We start from the raw sequence: 15,760 nt of genomic DNA on the forward strand, positions 1-15,760 counted from the left end.
CGATCAGAGGCGCGGTCCGAGGAACAGGCCGCCACTCGCGTCGATGACCTGACCGGTGATCCAGCGCGCCCGGTCGGAAGCGAGGAACGCGACCACCTCGGCGACGTCGTCGGGCTCGCCCAGGCGGTCGAGCGCGGTCGTCCCACGGATGAGGTCGGTCAGGCCCGGCGTGTCGAAGACCGACCCGTTGGTCGCCGTCCGGGTGGCGCCGGGAGCGACCGCGTTCACCGTGATGCCCCGGACACCGACCTGGTTGGCCAGGGTCATGCTCATCGTCTCGACCGCGCCCTTCGTCATGGCGAAGGAGGTCTGCGCGGGGTTGGCCATCCGGGTCGCCACGGACGAGATCGTGATGATGCGGCCGCCGTCGCGCAGCAGCGACAGCGCCCGCTGGGTGATGAAGTACGGCGCTCGCACGTTCACCGCGAAGAGGTGGTCGAACTCCGCCCGCGAGGTGACGCCGAGCGGACCGGCCGGCGCGGTCGCCGCGTTGTTGACGAGGATGTCGAGTGGTCGCCCGGCCAGACCGGCCTCGACCCCCGCGAAGAGCGTCTCGACGTCGTCGTCCACCCCCAACTCCGCGCGGACGGCGAGCGCGGTGCCGCCGGCACGTCCGATCTCGTCGACCGTCGCCGTCGCACCGTCCTGGTCGGTGCCGAAGTGCACGAAGACCATCGCCCCCCGCGCCGCCAGCAGTGCCGCGATCGCCTGGCCGATGCCGCGCGATGCCCCGGTCACGAGAGCAGTCCGGCCGGTCAGATCACCCATGTCGCCACCTCAGATCTGGTAGTCGCCACCAATCTGGTAGTGACTATCACCGAGGTAGTGTCTAACACGTGCCCGACCAACGTTCAAGACTGCGAGACCAACGACGAGCTGACACGCAGCGCGCGATCCAGGCGCAGGCGGTACGGCTGTTCAGCGAGCGCGGCTACGACGCCACGACCGTGCACGACGTCGCCGAGGCCGCAGGGGTCTCCCCGATGACCGTCTACCGGCACTTCCCCACGAAGGAGGACCTCGTCCTCCTCGATGATCGCGGCCAACTCGTCGCCGAACGGATCGCCGCGGCACCGACCGCCCAGCCTCTGGTCCGGCGCATCGGCGGCGCCCTCATCGAATCGGCCGCGGCGTTGACCGGTGGGAGCCACCGGGACTTCCTGCTGGCCCGACTCCGCCTCATGATCTCCACTCCGGCGCTGCGGGCAAAACACCTGGACAACCAGTACGCCCTCCAGCAGGCCATCGTCGCCGCCGTCGGGGACGGTGCCGCCGACCCCGACGCGGCGTTCCGGGTCCAGGCGGCGGCGAGCGCCTGTCTCGCCGCCCTGCACACGGCGGTGGTGCGCTGGGCCGAGGACGACGGACGAACCGATCTGCCCGCACTGATCTCGACGGCACTCACCGCCGCCTTCGGCGACGACGTCGGGGGGCGCGCCGACCCATCGCACGGACGGCCCGACGACCAGTTCGAGACAGGGGCCTGATCATCCCGCGCTGACCGAGTTTTCGCCTTCCTCCGCCGCCTTGCGTACCGCGTCGTTGGCCGAGGTCGGGTCGTAGCCGGTGGCGCGCAGCAGGTCGCTGGCGGCAGTACGCAACTGGGTCACCACCGCGTCGCCGAACTCGTCGACCCCCAGCGCGCGGGCGCGACCAGCCTTGTAGACGGCCTCGCGTACCGCGTGGCGGGTCTTCTCGGTGGGACGCCCAGCGCGATGCTCGCGGCGCAGCAGCTCGACCGAGTCGGCGAACCGTCCGATGCCGGCGGGCAGGTCGGGGGGTACCGGCTCGTTGTACTGCAACGCCATCGCCGATCGGCGCGCAACTCCCCGGCTGTGCTCGATGACGCGTTCCACGTGCTGACTGGCGCTGGCGAACCGCTCCACATCCTGCCGGCGCAGCCAGCGGGCAGGGGCGAGGCTCACCACCTCCTCGGCGCCGCTGAGGGCCTCGTGCATCCGGTCCAGGGCCGGGCCCATCCCGCGCAGCGCGTCCAGGGCCCGAACGGCCCGTTGCTGGTCGCCGGTGGCCAGCGCTGCGGACACCTCCCGCAGTTGACCGGCGAGCCGCTGGTAGATCGGGGCCGCGTCCCGATCGAGGATGCGCATCGGGTTCAGCGGCACCAGCAACGCGACCACCACGAGGCCCACGGCGCCGCCGACCATCGCCTCGACGATCCGCGGCCATTCCAGGTCGTGCTGAGCCGGAGCCAGTGTCGCCAGCAGCACCGCCGTACCGCCGGCCTGGCCAACGGCCGCTCCGCTGCGCCCGAACAGCACGAGCGTGGCGAGGACCGCGCACCCGACGACGAATCCGGTCTGCCAGAACCCGGTGCCCAGGAAGCTCAGCAGGAGGTCGGTGGTGGCGATGCCGAGGCCCACTCCGACCAGCAGTTCGATGGTCCGGTGTGCACGTTGGCCAAGCGCGGCCACAATCGTGCCCACGGCGGCGGACGGGGCGAAGATCGGCGCCGGGTTGCCCAGCAGATCGTGCCCGATCGACCAGGCCAGAGCCGCGGCGAGTCCCGCCTGCACCGAGATCACCAGGGCGGCTTCCAGTTGACTCAGCCGCAGCCGACCCGCCCGGCCACCTCGACCACGGACCCGGGCAGCGGCGACCCTGACCCGTTCCCCCACACGATCGCGCCGTGGGCGGACGTCGTGCCGGCGGCGGCCATCGGGATCCACCGAGCACTCGTACCACGCGGCGGCCCGGCCGGTCCGGACATTCCCGACACCGGCGGCGCTGGCGGAGCCGTGATCGACTCGGGTTACCGGAAGCCGGGGTGTCCCGGTCGTCGCGATACCCCGACTTCAAGGAACGCGAGTGGATCTCGCCGCACCGGACCGGCCGGGCGGCGGTCCCGTTCAGGGCCGGGAGGGGTCGGACGCGAGTCCGCCTTCACCACCGCGTGGCAGTCGCGCCACCAGTTGCCGGAACTCCCGGACGGTCATCGCCGACCGCAACGTGCCGAAGACGGCGCCGGTGCCCGCTCGGGCGGTGGCCGGGTCCACCCCGGCGCGCTCACCCACCCGGCGCAGGAACTCCACCGGACCGGCGTCCGGCGGCGCAACCGCGGCGGTCCCACCGACATCCAGGCCCACCCCGGTGTCCAACCCGTCCACGCCACCATCCGGTCCGCCGAGCCCGGCCGGATCCAGGACAGGGCCGACCGTCCCCGCCGGGTCCGGGGCCGGGCCGGTCAGGTAGCCGTCGACCTCGTTCGGCAGGTGCCCGACGAGGTCGTCGGTCGCGCCGCCGGTCACCCGCTCGGCCAACGTCTGGAGTACGGCGCGGGCGAGGGCGGCGGCCTGCTCGGGCGGCAGGCCGGACCGGCGGGACACCGCGTCGGTGAAGTACGGGAACCCGTCGGGGTCGGTCACGTCCGGGCGGTTACCCCCGGCCGGCCGGGACAAACGGCGCCGTCAGCGGAGGAGGCCCTCCGCCAGCAGGTGGTCGAAGATGAGGTGGTCGACCGGCGAGGTGCGGTGCCGGTCGACGTAGCCGAGCCAGGCCATCTCGGCGATCTCGCTGGCCGGCCTCAGCTGTCCCTGGTAACCGGCCCGGTAGCAGGTCATCCGCACGGTGACACCACCCGCGTGCCCGTGCGCCTGAGCGGTGAAGGTACCCAGGTGCACCGCGTGGCGCACGTCCACCTCGACGCTCAACTCCTCGTCGATCTCCCGGCGCAGGGTCTCCAGGTCGCTCTCTCCCGGTTCCCGCTTGCCGCCCGGCAGGTACCAGACGTCCTTGCCCGCCGACCGGGTGCTCAGTACCCGCCCGTCCTCGATGAGGATCCAGGCCACCTTGTCGATCTCGCGCACGCCACCCCTCCCGGTCGAAGATCGGGCACGCTACCAGCAGGTGGCCGCCGTGCGATCACTCGGCCAGCAGGTCGAGCAGCAGCGCGGCGGTCCAGCTGAACGCCGGCGAGCCCAGCCCGGCGCCGGTGTCCGGGTGGAAGTACTCGTGGCAGCCCGCCCCGCCGACCAGGTCGATCATCGAGCGACGCAGCCCGGCGGCCAGCTCCGGGTGCCCGTGCGCGAGCAGCCCGCGCCGGACCAGCCAGCCGATGTTCAGCCAACTCGGCCCGCGCCAGTAGCGCAGGGGCTCGAAGTCACGCGCGGTGCGGTCGTAGGTGGGCAACGGCCGGTCCATGCGCTGGGCAACCCCGAACCGCGCCGACCGGGCCTCGACGACCAACGCGTCGGCCTGCCGCGCGGGCAGGTCCGGCAGGATCAGCGGCGTCAACCCGAGCACGGTACGGGCGCCGACCAACCGGTCGGTGCGCAGGTCACGGGGCTGGAACGTCCCGGTGCCGTGGTCGTAGAGCCGTCGGAGCAGCGCCTCGGTGATCTGGGCCGCGCGGGACCGGTGCGGCCCCGGGTCGGCGCCGACGAGCACGGCGATCTCGGCGAGGGCATGCTCGGCGGACCCGAACGCCGCGTTGAACAGCGGGCACTCCACCAGGAACGGGTGGTCGTCGGCCAGCCGGCGGTCGGCGTACCCGTGGTCCCGGTAGGCCGCGACGATCGCCAGGTAGCGCGCGTAGTCCAGGTCCGTGGGGCGGTGCGCGGCGTCGGCGTGCGCGGTGTCGTGCCGACGGTACGCCCGCATGACTGCCGCCTCCGCCGCGACCGCGGCCATTGGCTCGTCCCAGGCCGGGCTGTTGTCCAACCCGGACTCCCACGGGTGCACGATGCAGACCAGCCCGTCACCGGCCACGTCCCGTCGCGTCGCCAGGTAACGCTGTTGGGCGACAAGCGCGGGATAGAGCCGGCGCAGCGCGGCCAGGCCGGTGGGGTCGGGCGCCCGCTGGTACGCCAGCCACGCCGCGAGCGCGTGCACCGGTGGCTGGACCAGACCGGAGGTGTCCACGGTGGGCGTGCCCTCGACACTCGCCGAGCGCCACAGCTCCGGGCCGGGGAAGTACGTGCCGACACGCATCGCCGGGTTGAACACGATGTGCGGCACCCTCCCGTCGACCCACTGCGCTCGGAAGAGGCTCGTCAGCTCCCGCCAGGCGCGCTCGGGGCGCACCTGGGCCAGCCCGATCGCGATGAACGCGGAGTCCCAGCTCCACTGGTGCGGGTAGAGGGTGCGTGAGGGCACGGTGTGGTCCCGTTCCCAGTTGGCGTCGAGGGTGTCGACGGCGAGTTGGCGCAGCCCGGCGACGTCGGCCGGCCCACCGGTGCGGGCGGGGTCGGCATCGGCCGTCACACCTCCGGCGGTCACGCGGCGGCCTCGCGGGGCAGCGCGTGTCGCAGGACCGTCGCGGCCTGTTGCAGGGCACGGACCGGGTCGCCGCGCAGCCGACACTCCAACGCCAGCCAGCCCCGGTAGTCCAGCTCCAGCAGGGTCCGCACCAGTGCCGGCCAGTCCAGGTGCCCGGCGCCGGGCTGGAACCTGTTCGAGTCGCTGACCTGCACGTGCCCGAGGTACGGCGCGGCGCCCCGCAGCGCGCGGTGCATGTCGTCCTCCTCGATGTTCATGTGGAAGGTGTCGGCGACCACCCGGACCGACGGCATCCCGACGGCGGCGCAGAGCGCGACCGCCTCGTCGAGACGGTTGACCATGTGGTCCTCGTACCGGTTGAGGGGTTCGAGGAAGAGGGTGACCCCCTCGGCCCTGGCGTGCTCGCCCAACTGGCCGAGGGTGTCGAGGAGGACCTGCCGGTCGCCGGCGCGCGGACGCGGTGGCTCGAACGGTGGCAGCCGTCGGGAGAACATCCCCCAGGCCGCCGGGGTCATCACCCCGACGCCGCCCAGCTCGGCGATCACCGAGAGCTGCGAGCGCAGGTTACGGACGGCGTCGGCGGAACGGGCCGGGTCGAAGTCGCCGATGAAGTGATCCATCTCGACGCAGACGGTGGGCAGCACGACCCCGTCGGCGCGGGCCCGGCGCAGCTCCGGCAGCCGGTGGGCGAACGCGAGGTCTCCGCGTCCGCGTAGCTCGATGCCCTGGTAACCGAGGGCGGTCGCGAGCGCGAACTTCTGGGTCAGGTCGGTGCCCGGCAGGAGTTGTTCCTGACAGGCCAGCGCGATGGCGGTCATTTAGAACCTCAGCACCACTTGGAGGACGTCACCGGCGCCGCGATCGAGCAGCGCGAGGGCGTCGGCGACGGCGCTGGCGTCGACGATGTGGCTGACCAGCGGCATCGGGTCGAGGCTGTGCTCAGCCACCAGATCCATGAAGGTCTGCGCGACCCGGTCACCGGTCCACCGGCCGGCCATGCTCGGCGCGGGGGTGGGACCGGAGACCTGGGCGGCCACCAACTGGATGCGGTTGTGGTGGAACTCCTCGCCGAGGCCGAGCGCGTCGGCCTGGCCCTGGTAGAAGCCGGCGGCCACCACCCGGCCGGCGTGCGCGGTGGACCGGATCGCCTCGTGCAACGCCGGGTACGCGCCGGACAACTCCAGGCAGACGTCCGCGCCCCGACCGTCGGTGGCCAGACGTAGCACTGCCGCCGCGGATTCGGTGCGGGCGTCCACCGTGGATCGCGCCCCGTAGTCGGTGGCGTGTGTCAGCCGGCTGGGCACCGGGTCGACGGCCACCACCCGGGCGCCGGAGAGCACGGCGAGTCGGGTGGCGAGCAGCCCGATGACACCCTGCCCGAAGACGCCGACCCAGTCGCCGAGGTGCAGGTCACCGGCGAGTACGGCGGTCAGCGCGATGGCGCCGGGCCGGGCGAAGACGGCGGCGAGCGGGTCCAGCCCGGTGGGGAGTGGACGGACCGCGCCGGCGGCGAGCACCGCCTCGGCCCGGTGACCCCAGATGCCCCACACGAGTTGCCCCGGGCGCCGGTCGGTGACCTCCGGGGCGACCTCGACGATCTCGCCGACCTCTTCGTAGCCGAAGCCGATCAGCGGGTAGGGAACCGGGGTCTGCCGGGGGACGAACATCCGGGCGGTGTCGTCCCAGTCCTTGCTGAGCCGGGGATTGCTGCCCCGGTAGAGGGTCAGCTCGGTGCCGGCGGAGATGCCCGAGTAGCGGGTGCGGACCCGGACCTGACCGGGGCCGAGCGGATCTGGTGGGCAGGGCTCGAGGCTGATCCGTCGAGGCCCGGCGAGTGAGACGACCCAGTTGCCCATGTGTCACATCCCGGTTGCACTGGGCTCCAGGATAGCAAAAAATCGCCATATGTCTTGTCATTAATCTATCGATCGTGTTGAATCAGTCATGTACCCTTCGAGAGGAGTGCCACCGATGTCAGCACCTCCGAGGCGGATACTCGCCACCACCCTGATCATGGCACTGACTGCGTCCACCCTGCTGGCCTGCGGCGACGACCAATCAGACAGCAACAGCAAAAAGATCACCGTCTGGAGCCTGGAAGACGTCGCCGACCGGGTCACCGCCACCAAGGCGATCATCGCCGACTTCACCGCCAAGACCGGGATCCAGGTCGACCTCGTGACCGTCAACGAGGACCAGTTCCCCTCCCTGATCGCCGCCAACGCCGCCGCCGGCGACCTGCCCGACGTGGTCGGGTCGGTCTCCCTGGCCGGCATCCGTACGCTCGCCGGCAACGAGCTGCTGCACGCCTCGGCGAACGCGGAGGTCGTCGACAAGCTGGGCAAGCAGACGTTCTCCCCCCGGGCGTTGGAGCTGACCTCCGACGACGGCAAGCAGCTCTCCGTCCCCAGTGACGGGTGGGGTCAGCTGCTCGTCTACCGCAAGGACCTGTTCGCCGCCGCCGGCCTGCCCGCCCCGGACACGTACGAGCGGATCACCGACGCCGCGACGAAACTCAACACCGGCGGCGTCGCCGGGATCACCGCGGCGACCTCCGCCAGCGAGGTGTTCACCCAGCAGACCTTCGAGCACCTGGCACTGGCCAACGGCTGCCAGCTCACCGACGACTCCGGAAAGGTCACCCTCGACTCGCCCCAGTGCGTCGAGGCGATCCGCTTCTACGGCGACCTGATCCGCACCAGCTCGGTGAAGGGCGCCCAGGACGTGGACACCACCCGGGCCACCTACTTCGCCGGTAAGGCGGCCATGGTCATCTGGTCGCCCTTCATCCTCGACGAGTTGGCCGGGCTGCGCAACGACGCCAAGCCGACCTGCCCACAGTGTCAGACCGACCCTGCGTTCCTCGCGAAGAACAGCGGGTTCGTGACCGCGATCAAGGGTCCGAACGGCACCGAGCCGGCGCAGTACGGCGAGATCAGCTCGTGGGCGGTGCTCGACGGCGCGGTGACCGACCCGGCGAAATCCTTCGTGGAGTACATGCTCAGCGACGGCTACCCGCGATGGTTCGGCATGTCCCCCGAGGGGCGCTTCCCGGTGCGCAAGGGCACCACGGCCGAGCCCGAGGCGTACCTGACGGCCTGGAACACCAGCCAGGCCGGTGTGGACGCGAAGAAGCCCCTCGCCGACGTCTTCGGCGAGGAGGTGCTCGCCACCCTGCGCCGCAGTCCGGACACCTTCCAGCGGTGGGGGCTCACCCAGGGGCAGGGCAAGCTGGTCGGCGCCATGCTCGGTGAGCTACCGGTGCCCAAGGCGCTGACCGACGTCTACTCCGGCAAGTCCGACGCCGCGGCCGCCGCCGGCCGGGCCAAGAAGGACGTGGAAGCCATCAAGGCGGGCGTCAATTGACCACCACCGCGCCCGAGACCGGCCGCTCCCCCAACCGGGAGCGGCCGGGACGGGCCGGCCGCCGTCGCCCACTGACCCTGCGCCGCCGCGAGTCCCGTGCCGGGCTCGCGCTCGTCGCACCGACACTGCTCGTCACCCTCGCGGTCATCGGTATCCCGATCGTGTGGACCGTGGTGCTCGCCTTCCAGCGGGTCCGGCTCGCCACGTTGCGCAAGACCGGCCTGTTCGGCGAGTTCACCGTGGACAACTTCGACCGGGTGCTGCACACCCCCGGCTTCGCCGAGACGCTGTGGGTCACGCTGATCTACAGCATCGGCGGCACCGTCGGGTCGATCCTGCTCGGACTGGTGGCCGCGCTTGTCGTCCGCCGACCGTTCCGGGGCCGCACGCTGGTCCGGGCATCCATGCTGCTGCCGTACGTGGCACCGGTCGTCGCGGTGACGTTCGTGTGGCAGGTGATGCTCGACCCGCAGCTCGGCATCGTCAACGCGTGGGGCCAACGCCTGCTGGGCTGGGACACTCCGGTTCCGTTCCTGTCGCAGGAGTCGACCGCCCTGACCACCGTCATCGCCTTCGAGGCGTGGCGGTACTTCCCGTTCGCGTTCCTGTTCCTGCTGGCCCGGCTCCAGGCGGTGCCCGGTGAGTTGGAGGAGGCCGCCCGGGTCGACGGCGCGACCCCCACCCAGCGGTTCCGCCACATCCTGCTGCCCCAACTGCTGCCGGTGATCGCCCTGCTGGGCGTGCTGCGTTTCATCATGACGTTCAACAAGTTCGACGACGTCTACCTGCTCACCGGTGGCGCCGCCGGCACCGAGGTGGTCAGCGTCCGGGTGTACGAGTTCCTCACCGCGCGCACCGACATCGGCGCGGCCTCCGCGCAGGCGGTCGTGCTGGCCGTGGTGCTCATCGTGTTCGTGGTGATCTATCTGCGCTTCTTCGGACGGAGGGTGAGTTGATGGACCGGGACATGGTCGAGACGGTCAGCCTGCGTTGGCTTCGCCGCCTGGTGATCGCCGTGTTCCTGGTGGTCACCGTCTTCCCCTTCTACTACATGCTGGTGCTCTCGGTACGCCCCATCGAGCAGTTGCTGCTCGACCCCGGCGCGCTGCTCGTCGGCTTCGGTGAACTGACCGTGGCCACGTACGCCGAGGTCCTCAAGGCCACCGCCGACGGGGGCCAGGGGTTCCTCACCTTCATCCGCAACAGCGGACTGGTCGCGGTCGCGGCGACCGTGCTCACCCTGCTGGTGGCGATCCCCGGCGCGTACGCGGTGGCCCGGCTGCGGTTCTTCGGCCGGCGGCAGGTCGACTTCCTGTTCCTGGCGGTCTACCTGTTCCCGTCGATCGTCATCGCGATTCCCCTGTTCGTGGCGTTCAGCCTCGTCGACCTGCGCGGCTCGCTGTTCGGCCTGGTGCTGGTCTACATCTCGCAGACGCTGCCGGTGTCGGTCTACATGCTGCGCAACTACTTCGAGACGATCCCGGTCAGTCTGGAGGAGTCCGCCGCCATCGACGGTGCCGGTCGACTCGGCATCATCCGCCGCGTCAGCCTGCCCCTCGCGATGCCGTCGATCATGGCGGTCGCGCTCTACGACTTCATGATCGCCTGGAACGAGTTTCTCTTCGCCCTGCTGTTCCTGATCGACAAACCCAACCGGTGGACGGTGTCGCTGGGGCTGTCGCTGCTCTCCGACGGGGTGGAGGTGCCCAAGACGGTGCTGATGGCCGGGTCCGTCGTCCTCACCCTGCCCATCGTGATCCTCTTCTTCGCCAGCGAGCGGCTGCTCACCGAGGGCCTGACCAGCGGCGCGGAGAAGGGATGACCGTCTCCCCCGGGTCACCGGCCGCGCCCCCACCGGCCCGGATACGGTGGCCTCATGGCCAACCCGACCCGCTGGGCGACCGACACCGGCCCCGAGCACTCGCAGTGGTACATCGACCGGTTTCGGAAACTCGCGGCCGAGGGCGCGGACCTGGCCGGCGAGGCCCGACTGGTGGACACCCTCGTCGCGCCCGGCTCCCGGATCCTCGACGCCGGCAGCGGCACGGGCCGGGTCGGTGCCGCGCTGGCCCAGCGCGGACACACCGTGGTCGGGGTGGACGCCGACCCCGCCCTGGTGGCTGCCGCCCGCGCCGACTATCCCGGCCCGACCTGGCTGGTCGCCGACCTGGCCGAGCTGGACCTGCCGGCGATGGGTGAGGCGGAGCCGTTCGACGCGGCGGTGCTGGCCGGCAACGTCCTCGCCTTCGTCGCCGTCGGCACCGAACCGGAGGTGCTGCGCCGGGTCGCCCTGCACCTGCGGCCCGACGGTGTGCTGACCGTCGGCTTCGGCACCGAGCGTGGCTACCCCCTCACCGCCTTCGACGCCGACGCGGTGGCCGCCGGCCTGCGGGTGGAGCAGCGCTTCGCCACCTGGGACCTGCGCCCGTGGCGCGACGACGCGCCGTTCGCGGTCAGCATCCTGCGCCGTCCGGCCGACTGACACCCGACCGCCGCACGCTGCTTTCCGGTGATCAAGAGGTTTGCGTCAGGCTCACGCTCGGTTCTGACGCAAACCTCTTGATCACCGCCGCCACGCCGCCACGCCGCCGGCAGGCTTGGGGTTTTCAGGCGGGGGCGGCGACGGCCCGAGCGGCGGCCGGGTCCAGGGTGGCGCCGGCGGGCACCAGGCTGACCAGCCCCGCGGGCAGCCGCACCGGGCGCACCCCGCGATAGCCGAGCATCGGCAGCACCTCCCGGTCGGCCAGCACGTACCGTCGGCCCAGGTCGGTGACCACGGACACCGCGCCGCCGGACGCGCCGGGCGCCGCGGCGGCCTCGACCACCGCGCCGCGACCCGGCTCCACCACCACGTGGTCGGCCAGGACCGCGCCGTCGACGGGCGCGGTCCGCGGCGTGGCCGCCAGGTCCCGCAGCGGTACGCCCCAGCGCACCTCGGCAACCCCGCCGTCGTCGGCGACCCGGGCGCAGAGGTCCCCCCCGTCGCCGGCCGCGAGCCGGGGCGGGGTCGGCGGCGGGGCGTACGCGCCACTCGGTGCGAGGTCGGGCACCGTGGGCAGCGCGGCGAAACGACCCAACGTCATCGGCACCGGCTCACCCTGCCCGGTGCGCGCCAGCAACAGCCCGGCCTGCAACTCGGTGATGCCGGCCAGGCCGGCGTCGACGGCCACCGCGTACTGCCGACCGCCACCGGAGTTGCTCACCAGGTAGACCGTGCCGATCGCGGCGTCCGGCACCTGGGTGGCCGGCTGGCCCAGCCCGGGCAGTTCGAGCGGGGCGAGGTCGCTGCCGGCGGGCAGGGAGTTGAGCAGGGCGGGTGCCACCGCCACCGCCTGCGCGCGGGTGGTGGCGAGCGCCGCCAGCACCCGGCTGGGATCGCGGACGAGGTAGCGCCGCTGGTGCCAGACCAGGTGCAGCCCGCCGTCGGGGTGCCGCAGCAGCAACGCCTCGTCGCCCAGCAGTCGGCCGCCGTCGGGCTCGGTGCCGATCAGCAGAGCGGAGCGGGGCGCCTCGCCCGCCGGGGCCGTCGAGCAGACGGTCCACGCCGCCGTGGCCAGCCGACCGGGTGCGGGCAGCGAGTCCGGCGCGTCGGCGATACCCAGCGGCAGCCCGCGCGGGACGCCGTCGATCGTGCGTCGGGAGACCAGCACGGTCTTGGACTGGTCCGCGCCGACGATCAGCAGCGCTGAGGCGTAGTTGAGCACCGGGTGCAGCTTCTGCTCGCGGTAGACGAACCGCGCGCCGGACTCCTTCTCCACGATCACCGCACCCGGGTCGCGCCAACCCTTGCCGCCCCCGGCGAACAGGCCGTAGAGCGCGAAGCCGCCGAGCCCGATCGCCGCGACCAGGACGCTGGCCAGGCCGGCGCCGGCCAGCCGCCGAAACGGCGACTGCGCGGGATCGGTCTCGCGCATGACCAGAGCGGCGACCGCCCGCTGGACGCTGAACTGGTAGGAGTGCAGCTGGTCCTGCCGCGACGGCATGAGGTCCCTTCCGGTGGGTCGGCCGGGGCACAGAATATGCGGTGCGTCGATGTCTCGGGACCCTGCGTGTCCGGCTCGGGGCAACCGGTACCATCCGGGGACGAATCCGGCGGCGAGAGGGCACCCGTGGGCGCGCGTTTCGAGGAGCTGGCCTGGCGGGAGACCCCGATCGGCGCGATCAGCCTGCGCCGACGCCGGGATCCGGCCCTCCAGGTCGAGGTGTACGAGGTCAAACTCGACGACGAGTACCTGATGTCCAGCCTGTTCCCGGTCGCGGAGATCGAGCTGGCCCGGCTGGGTCTCGCCGCGGTGGCCGGCGACTCGCTCGACGTGGTGGTCGGTGGTCTCGGGCTGGGCTACACCGCCTGCGCGGCGCTGGGCGACCCACGGGTGCGTTCGCTGCTGGTGGTGGAGGCGATCGAGGACGTGATCGACTGGCACCGTCGGGGTCTGCTGCCGTTCGCGGCGGGGCTCGCCGAGGACCCCCGGACCCGGTTCGTGCAGGCCGACTTCTTCGCCGCGGTGGCCGGTGACGTCGGCTTCGACGCCGAGGCACCCGGGCGGCGGTTCGACGCCGTGCTGCTCGACGTCGACCACTCCCCGCGCAACGTCCTGCACCCCAGTCACGCGGCGTTCTACCCGCCGGCCGGGCTGCGTCGGCTGGCCGCCCTGCTGCGGCCCGAGGGGATTTTCTCGCTCTGGTCGGACGACCCGCCGGACACCGAGTTCACCGCGGCGCTCGCCGAGGTGTTCGTGGACGTGCGGGCGCACGTCGTGCCGTTCGCCAACCCGCTGACCGGCGGCGAGTCCGCGAACACGGTCTACGTGGCGCGCACCGAGGGCTGAACCGGCCGGGCCGACATGCCCACCGGCCCAGCCCCCCTTGATCGACTCGGTTTTCCGGCGATCGGGCCATCCCTGCGTCCTGGACACCCCGACAGCACGGAACCCGAGTCGATCGGCAGCAACGCATCGCACCTCGCGTGGGCATGGTGGCGGCCAGATCGGGAAAGGTCACACCGTGCCCGCCGCACCAGGCGCGGCCGGTTACCGGAGGTAGACATGCGTGCGCTGCTCTGGGTCGTCGGCGTGGTCGCCGGCGTGCTGATCCTGCTCGGGCTGATCCTCGAGGCCGTCCGCTGGCTGATCATCATCGGTCTGATCGCGCTGGTGATCGTGATCATCCTGGGTGTGGTCAAGGGCCGGCAGGCGATGCAGCACCAGAACCGCCGACGCTGACAGCTGACCCGGTCAGAACCAGTCCGGGCGCATGTCGAGGGTGGTGCGGTCCCGGCTGTCCAGCAGGTCGAACTGCGGACCGGTGCGGGGCAACTCGACCCGGAAGAAGTAGCGCGCCGCCTGGCGCTTGCCGGCGTGGAACGCGTCGCCGGCCTCCTCCGGCGGCAGCGCCAGCACCTGCTCCAACCACATCCACGCGATCACGACGTGCCCGACCGCCTCCAGGTAGGCGGTGGCGTTGGCCAGGGCGGACACCGGGTCACCGTCGGCCCACAGCCGACGGGTGACCGCGGTTGTCCGGTCCACCGCGGCGGCCAGCCGGTCCGCCAGATCGGCCGCCTCGCCGCCGACCTTTCGGCCCCGCTCGACCGTGTCGCCGATCGTCGCGGTCAGCTCGGCGAGGCCGGCACCGCCCCGCATGGTCATCTTGCGGCCCAGCAGATCCAACGCCTGGATGCCGTGGGTGCCCTCGTGGATCGGGTTGAGCCGGTTGTCCCGGTAGTGCTGCTCCACGTCGTGATCACGGGTGTACCCGGCGCCCCCGAGCACCTGGATCGCCAGGTCGTTGGCATGCAGGCACCACTGAGACGGCCAACTCTTCGTGATCGGGGTGAGCACGTCCAGCAGCAGGTGCGCGCGCTCGCGGTCCGCCTCGGCGGGGGCGGTGTGCTGCTCGTCGAGCAGCCGCGCGCAGTAGAGCACCAGCGCCAGCGCTCCCTCCACGTAGCTCTTCTGCGCCAGCAGCATCCGTCGTACGTCGGGGTGGTCGATGATCGGTACCTGCGCCGTGGCCGGGTCCTTCGCGCCGACCGGGCGGCCCTGCGGTCGCTCCCTGGCGTACGCCAGGCTCTTGAGATACCCGGTGTAACCCAGCGCGGTGGCGCCGGCCCCGACCCCGATCCGGGCCTCGTTCATCATGTGGAACATCTGGGCCAGCCCCTGGTGCGGCGGACCGACCAGGTGGCCGACCGCACCGGCGCGGCCGCCCGGGGTGTGCCCGCCGTCGCCGAAGTTGAGCAGGGTGTTCGTGGTGCCCCGGAAACCCATCTTGTGGTTGAGCCCGGCCAACACGACGTCGTTGCGGTCGCCGAGCGACCCGTCCGCGCCGACCAGCACCTTGGGCACGATGAACAGCGAGATGCCCTTGACGCCGGGTGGGCCGCCGGGGATCCGCGCCAGCACCAGGTGCACGATGTTCTCGGCCAGCTCGTGATCGCCACCGGAGATCCACATCTTGGTGCCGAACACTCGGTACGTGCCGTCCGCCTGGGGCTCCGCCCGGGTGGTGATGTCGGCCAGTGAGCTGCCCGCGTGCGGCTCGGACAGGCACATGGTGCCGAAGAACCGGCCGTCGAGCATGGGCCGGACGTACGTGTCCACCTGGTCGGCACTGCCGTGCGCCAGCAGCAGGTTGGCGTTGCCCAGGGTGAGGAACGGGTACGCGGAGGTGGCCACGTTGGCCGCCTGGAACCAGGTGAAGCAGGCCGCCGCGACGGCGTGCGGCAGTTGCAGGCCGCCGACCGAGGCGTCCAGCCCGGCGGTGAGCAGGCCGGTCTCGGCGAAACTGTCAAGGGCCGCGCGCACCTGCGGGATCAGCCGCACCCGCTGCCCGTCGAAGGTGGGTTCGGTGAGGTCGGCGGCGCGGTTGTGCGGGGCGAACTGCTCGGTGGCCACCCGCTCGGCGAGGTCGAGGGCGTCGTCGAAGGTCTCCCGGGAGTGCTCGGCGTAGCGGGGACGCTCCACGAGTTCGGACACCCGCAGCCACTCGTGCAGCAGGAAGTCGAGGTCACGGCGGGAGAGCAGGGTGGACGGCACGGCACTCCTCAGCGGGCACGGGGGCGGGTCGGGCCGGGGCGACGGCCCACGGTCGCCCCGGCCCATCCTGGCCGATCGACCGGGCGCGCACCACCGGCGCGGGTGGGGTTCCACGAGCGGAA

Annotated in this window: 16 protein-coding genes; 7 read left to right on the top strand and 9 right to left on the bottom strand. The window is 72.0% G+C overall.

Annotated elements, in window-relative coordinates; all coding sequences use genetic code 11:
- Positions 1-3 precede the first annotated feature (3 nt).
- Entirely contained in the window at positions 4-768 is a 765-nt protein-coding gene (locus tag AB0A90_RS00960) for an SDR family oxidoreductase (RefSeq protein WP_357239526.1), read from the bottom strand.
- 68 nt (positions 769-836) lie between these two features.
- Here AB0A90_RS00960 and AB0A90_RS00965 point away from each other — a divergent pair, with 68 nt between their 5' ends.
- Positions 837-1,487, top strand: coding sequence for a helix-turn-helix domain-containing protein (locus AB0A90_RS00965; protein ID WP_357239529.1), 651 nt, complete (start codon positions 837-839; stop codon positions 1,485-1,487).
- Here the strand turns inward: AB0A90_RS00965 and AB0A90_RS00970 are convergent, their stop codons facing one another.
- The 6 genes from AB0A90_RS00970 to AB0A90_RS00995 form a co-directional block, all read right to left on the bottom strand.
- The gene (locus AB0A90_RS00970; protein ID WP_357239532.1) at positions 1,488-2,687 is read right to left on the bottom strand and encodes an FUSC family protein; all 1,200 of its coding nucleotides are present in this window, start codon (positions 2,685-2,687) and stop codon (positions 1,488-1,490) included.
- Positions 2,688-2,867: 180 nt separating this feature from the next.
- Positions 2,868-3,383 (bottom strand): DUF2267 domain-containing protein, encoded by a 516-nt coding sequence (locus tag AB0A90_RS00975; protein ID WP_357239535.1) that lies wholly within the window; start codon positions 3,381-3,383, stop codon positions 2,868-2,870.
- A 42-nt stretch (positions 3,384-3,425) separates the two neighbouring features.
- Positions 3,426-3,824 carry an NUDIX domain-containing protein gene (locus tag AB0A90_RS00980; RefSeq protein ID WP_357239538.1) on the bottom strand — a complete coding sequence of 133 codons (399 nt, stop codon included), beginning with the start codon at positions 3,822-3,824 and terminating at the stop codon, positions 3,426-3,428.
- 55 nt (positions 3,825-3,879) lie between these two features.
- Positions 3,880-5,166: a hypothetical protein gene (locus AB0A90_RS00985; protein WP_357240645.1), complete on the bottom strand. Its 1,287-nt coding sequence runs from the start codon at positions 5,164-5,166 to the stop codon at positions 3,880-3,882.
- Between the two features lie 65 nt (positions 5,167-5,231).
- Positions 5,232-6,053 (bottom strand): sugar phosphate isomerase/epimerase family protein, encoded by an 822-nt coding sequence (locus AB0A90_RS00990; protein WP_357239541.1) that lies wholly within the window; start codon positions 6,051-6,053, stop codon positions 5,232-5,234.
- Positions 6,054-7,091, bottom strand: a complete 1,038-nt coding sequence (locus tag AB0A90_RS00995; RefSeq protein ID WP_357239544.1) for a zinc-binding dehydrogenase — start codon at positions 7,089-7,091, stop codon at positions 6,054-6,056. It abuts the gene before it with no gap.
- A 115-nt stretch (positions 7,092-7,206) separates the two neighbouring features.
- Between AB0A90_RS00995 and AB0A90_RS01000 the strand changes: the two genes are divergently transcribed.
- Genes AB0A90_RS01000 through AB0A90_RS01015 form a run of 4 tightly spaced genes read left to right on the top strand, consistent with a single transcriptional unit; the run spans position 7,207 to position 11,083 of the window.
- Positions 7,207-8,601, top strand: a complete 1,395-nt coding sequence (locus AB0A90_RS01000) for an extracellular solute-binding protein (RefSeq protein ID WP_357239547.1) — start codon at positions 7,207-7,209, stop codon at positions 8,599-8,601.
- Positions 8,598-9,557 (top strand): sugar ABC transporter permease, encoded by a 960-nt coding sequence (locus AB0A90_RS01005; RefSeq protein WP_357239549.1) that lies wholly within the window; start codon positions 8,598-8,600, stop codon positions 9,555-9,557. The genes AB0A90_RS01000 and AB0A90_RS01005 overlap by 4 nt, the downstream gene beginning before the upstream one ends.
- Positions 9,557-10,423: a carbohydrate ABC transporter permease gene (locus AB0A90_RS01010; protein WP_357239552.1), complete on the top strand. Its 867-nt coding sequence runs from the start codon at positions 9,557-9,559 to the stop codon at positions 10,421-10,423. The genes AB0A90_RS01005 and AB0A90_RS01010 overlap by 1 nt, the downstream gene beginning before the upstream one ends.
- Positions 10,424-10,477: 54 nt before the next feature.
- Complete coding sequence (locus tag AB0A90_RS01015; RefSeq protein WP_357239555.1) at positions 10,478-11,083, top strand: class I SAM-dependent methyltransferase; 606 nt, start codon at positions 10,478-10,480, stop codon at positions 11,081-11,083.
- Between the two features lie 124 nt (positions 11,084-11,207).
- Here the strand turns inward: AB0A90_RS01015 and eccB are convergent, their stop codons facing one another.
- Positions 11,208-12,584 (bottom strand): type VII secretion protein EccB, encoded by a 1,377-nt coding sequence (gene eccB / locus AB0A90_RS01020; RefSeq protein ID WP_357239558.1) that lies wholly within the window; start codon positions 12,582-12,584, stop codon positions 11,208-11,210.
- 126 nt (positions 12,585-12,710) lie between these two features.
- On the opposite strand from eccB, the gene AB0A90_RS01025 reads away from it, so the two are divergent.
- On the top strand, positions 12,711-13,430 hold the full coding sequence (locus AB0A90_RS01025; RefSeq protein ID WP_357239561.1) for a spermidine synthase: 720 nt from the start codon (positions 12,711-12,713) through the stop codon (positions 13,428-13,430).
- Positions 13,431-13,646: 216 nt separating this feature from the next.
- Positions 13,647-13,823, top strand: coding sequence for a hypothetical protein (locus tag AB0A90_RS01030; RefSeq protein WP_238644885.1), 177 nt, complete (start codon positions 13,647-13,649; stop codon positions 13,821-13,823).
- A 12-nt stretch (positions 13,824-13,835) separates the two neighbouring features.
- Here AB0A90_RS01030 and AB0A90_RS01035 read toward each other — a convergent pair whose 3' ends face one another.
- The gene (locus tag AB0A90_RS01035) at positions 13,836-15,638 is read right to left on the bottom strand and encodes an acyl-CoA dehydrogenase (protein ID WP_357239564.1); all 1,803 of its coding nucleotides are present in this window, start codon (positions 15,636-15,638) and stop codon (positions 13,836-13,838) included.
- Positions 15,639-15,760: the final 122 nt, after the last annotated feature.

The organism is Micromonospora sp. NPDC049204 (assembly GCF_040647935.1).
In the GTDB taxonomy this organism is placed as follows: Bacteria; Actinomycetota; Actinomycetes; order Mycobacteriales; family Micromonosporaceae; genus Micromonospora.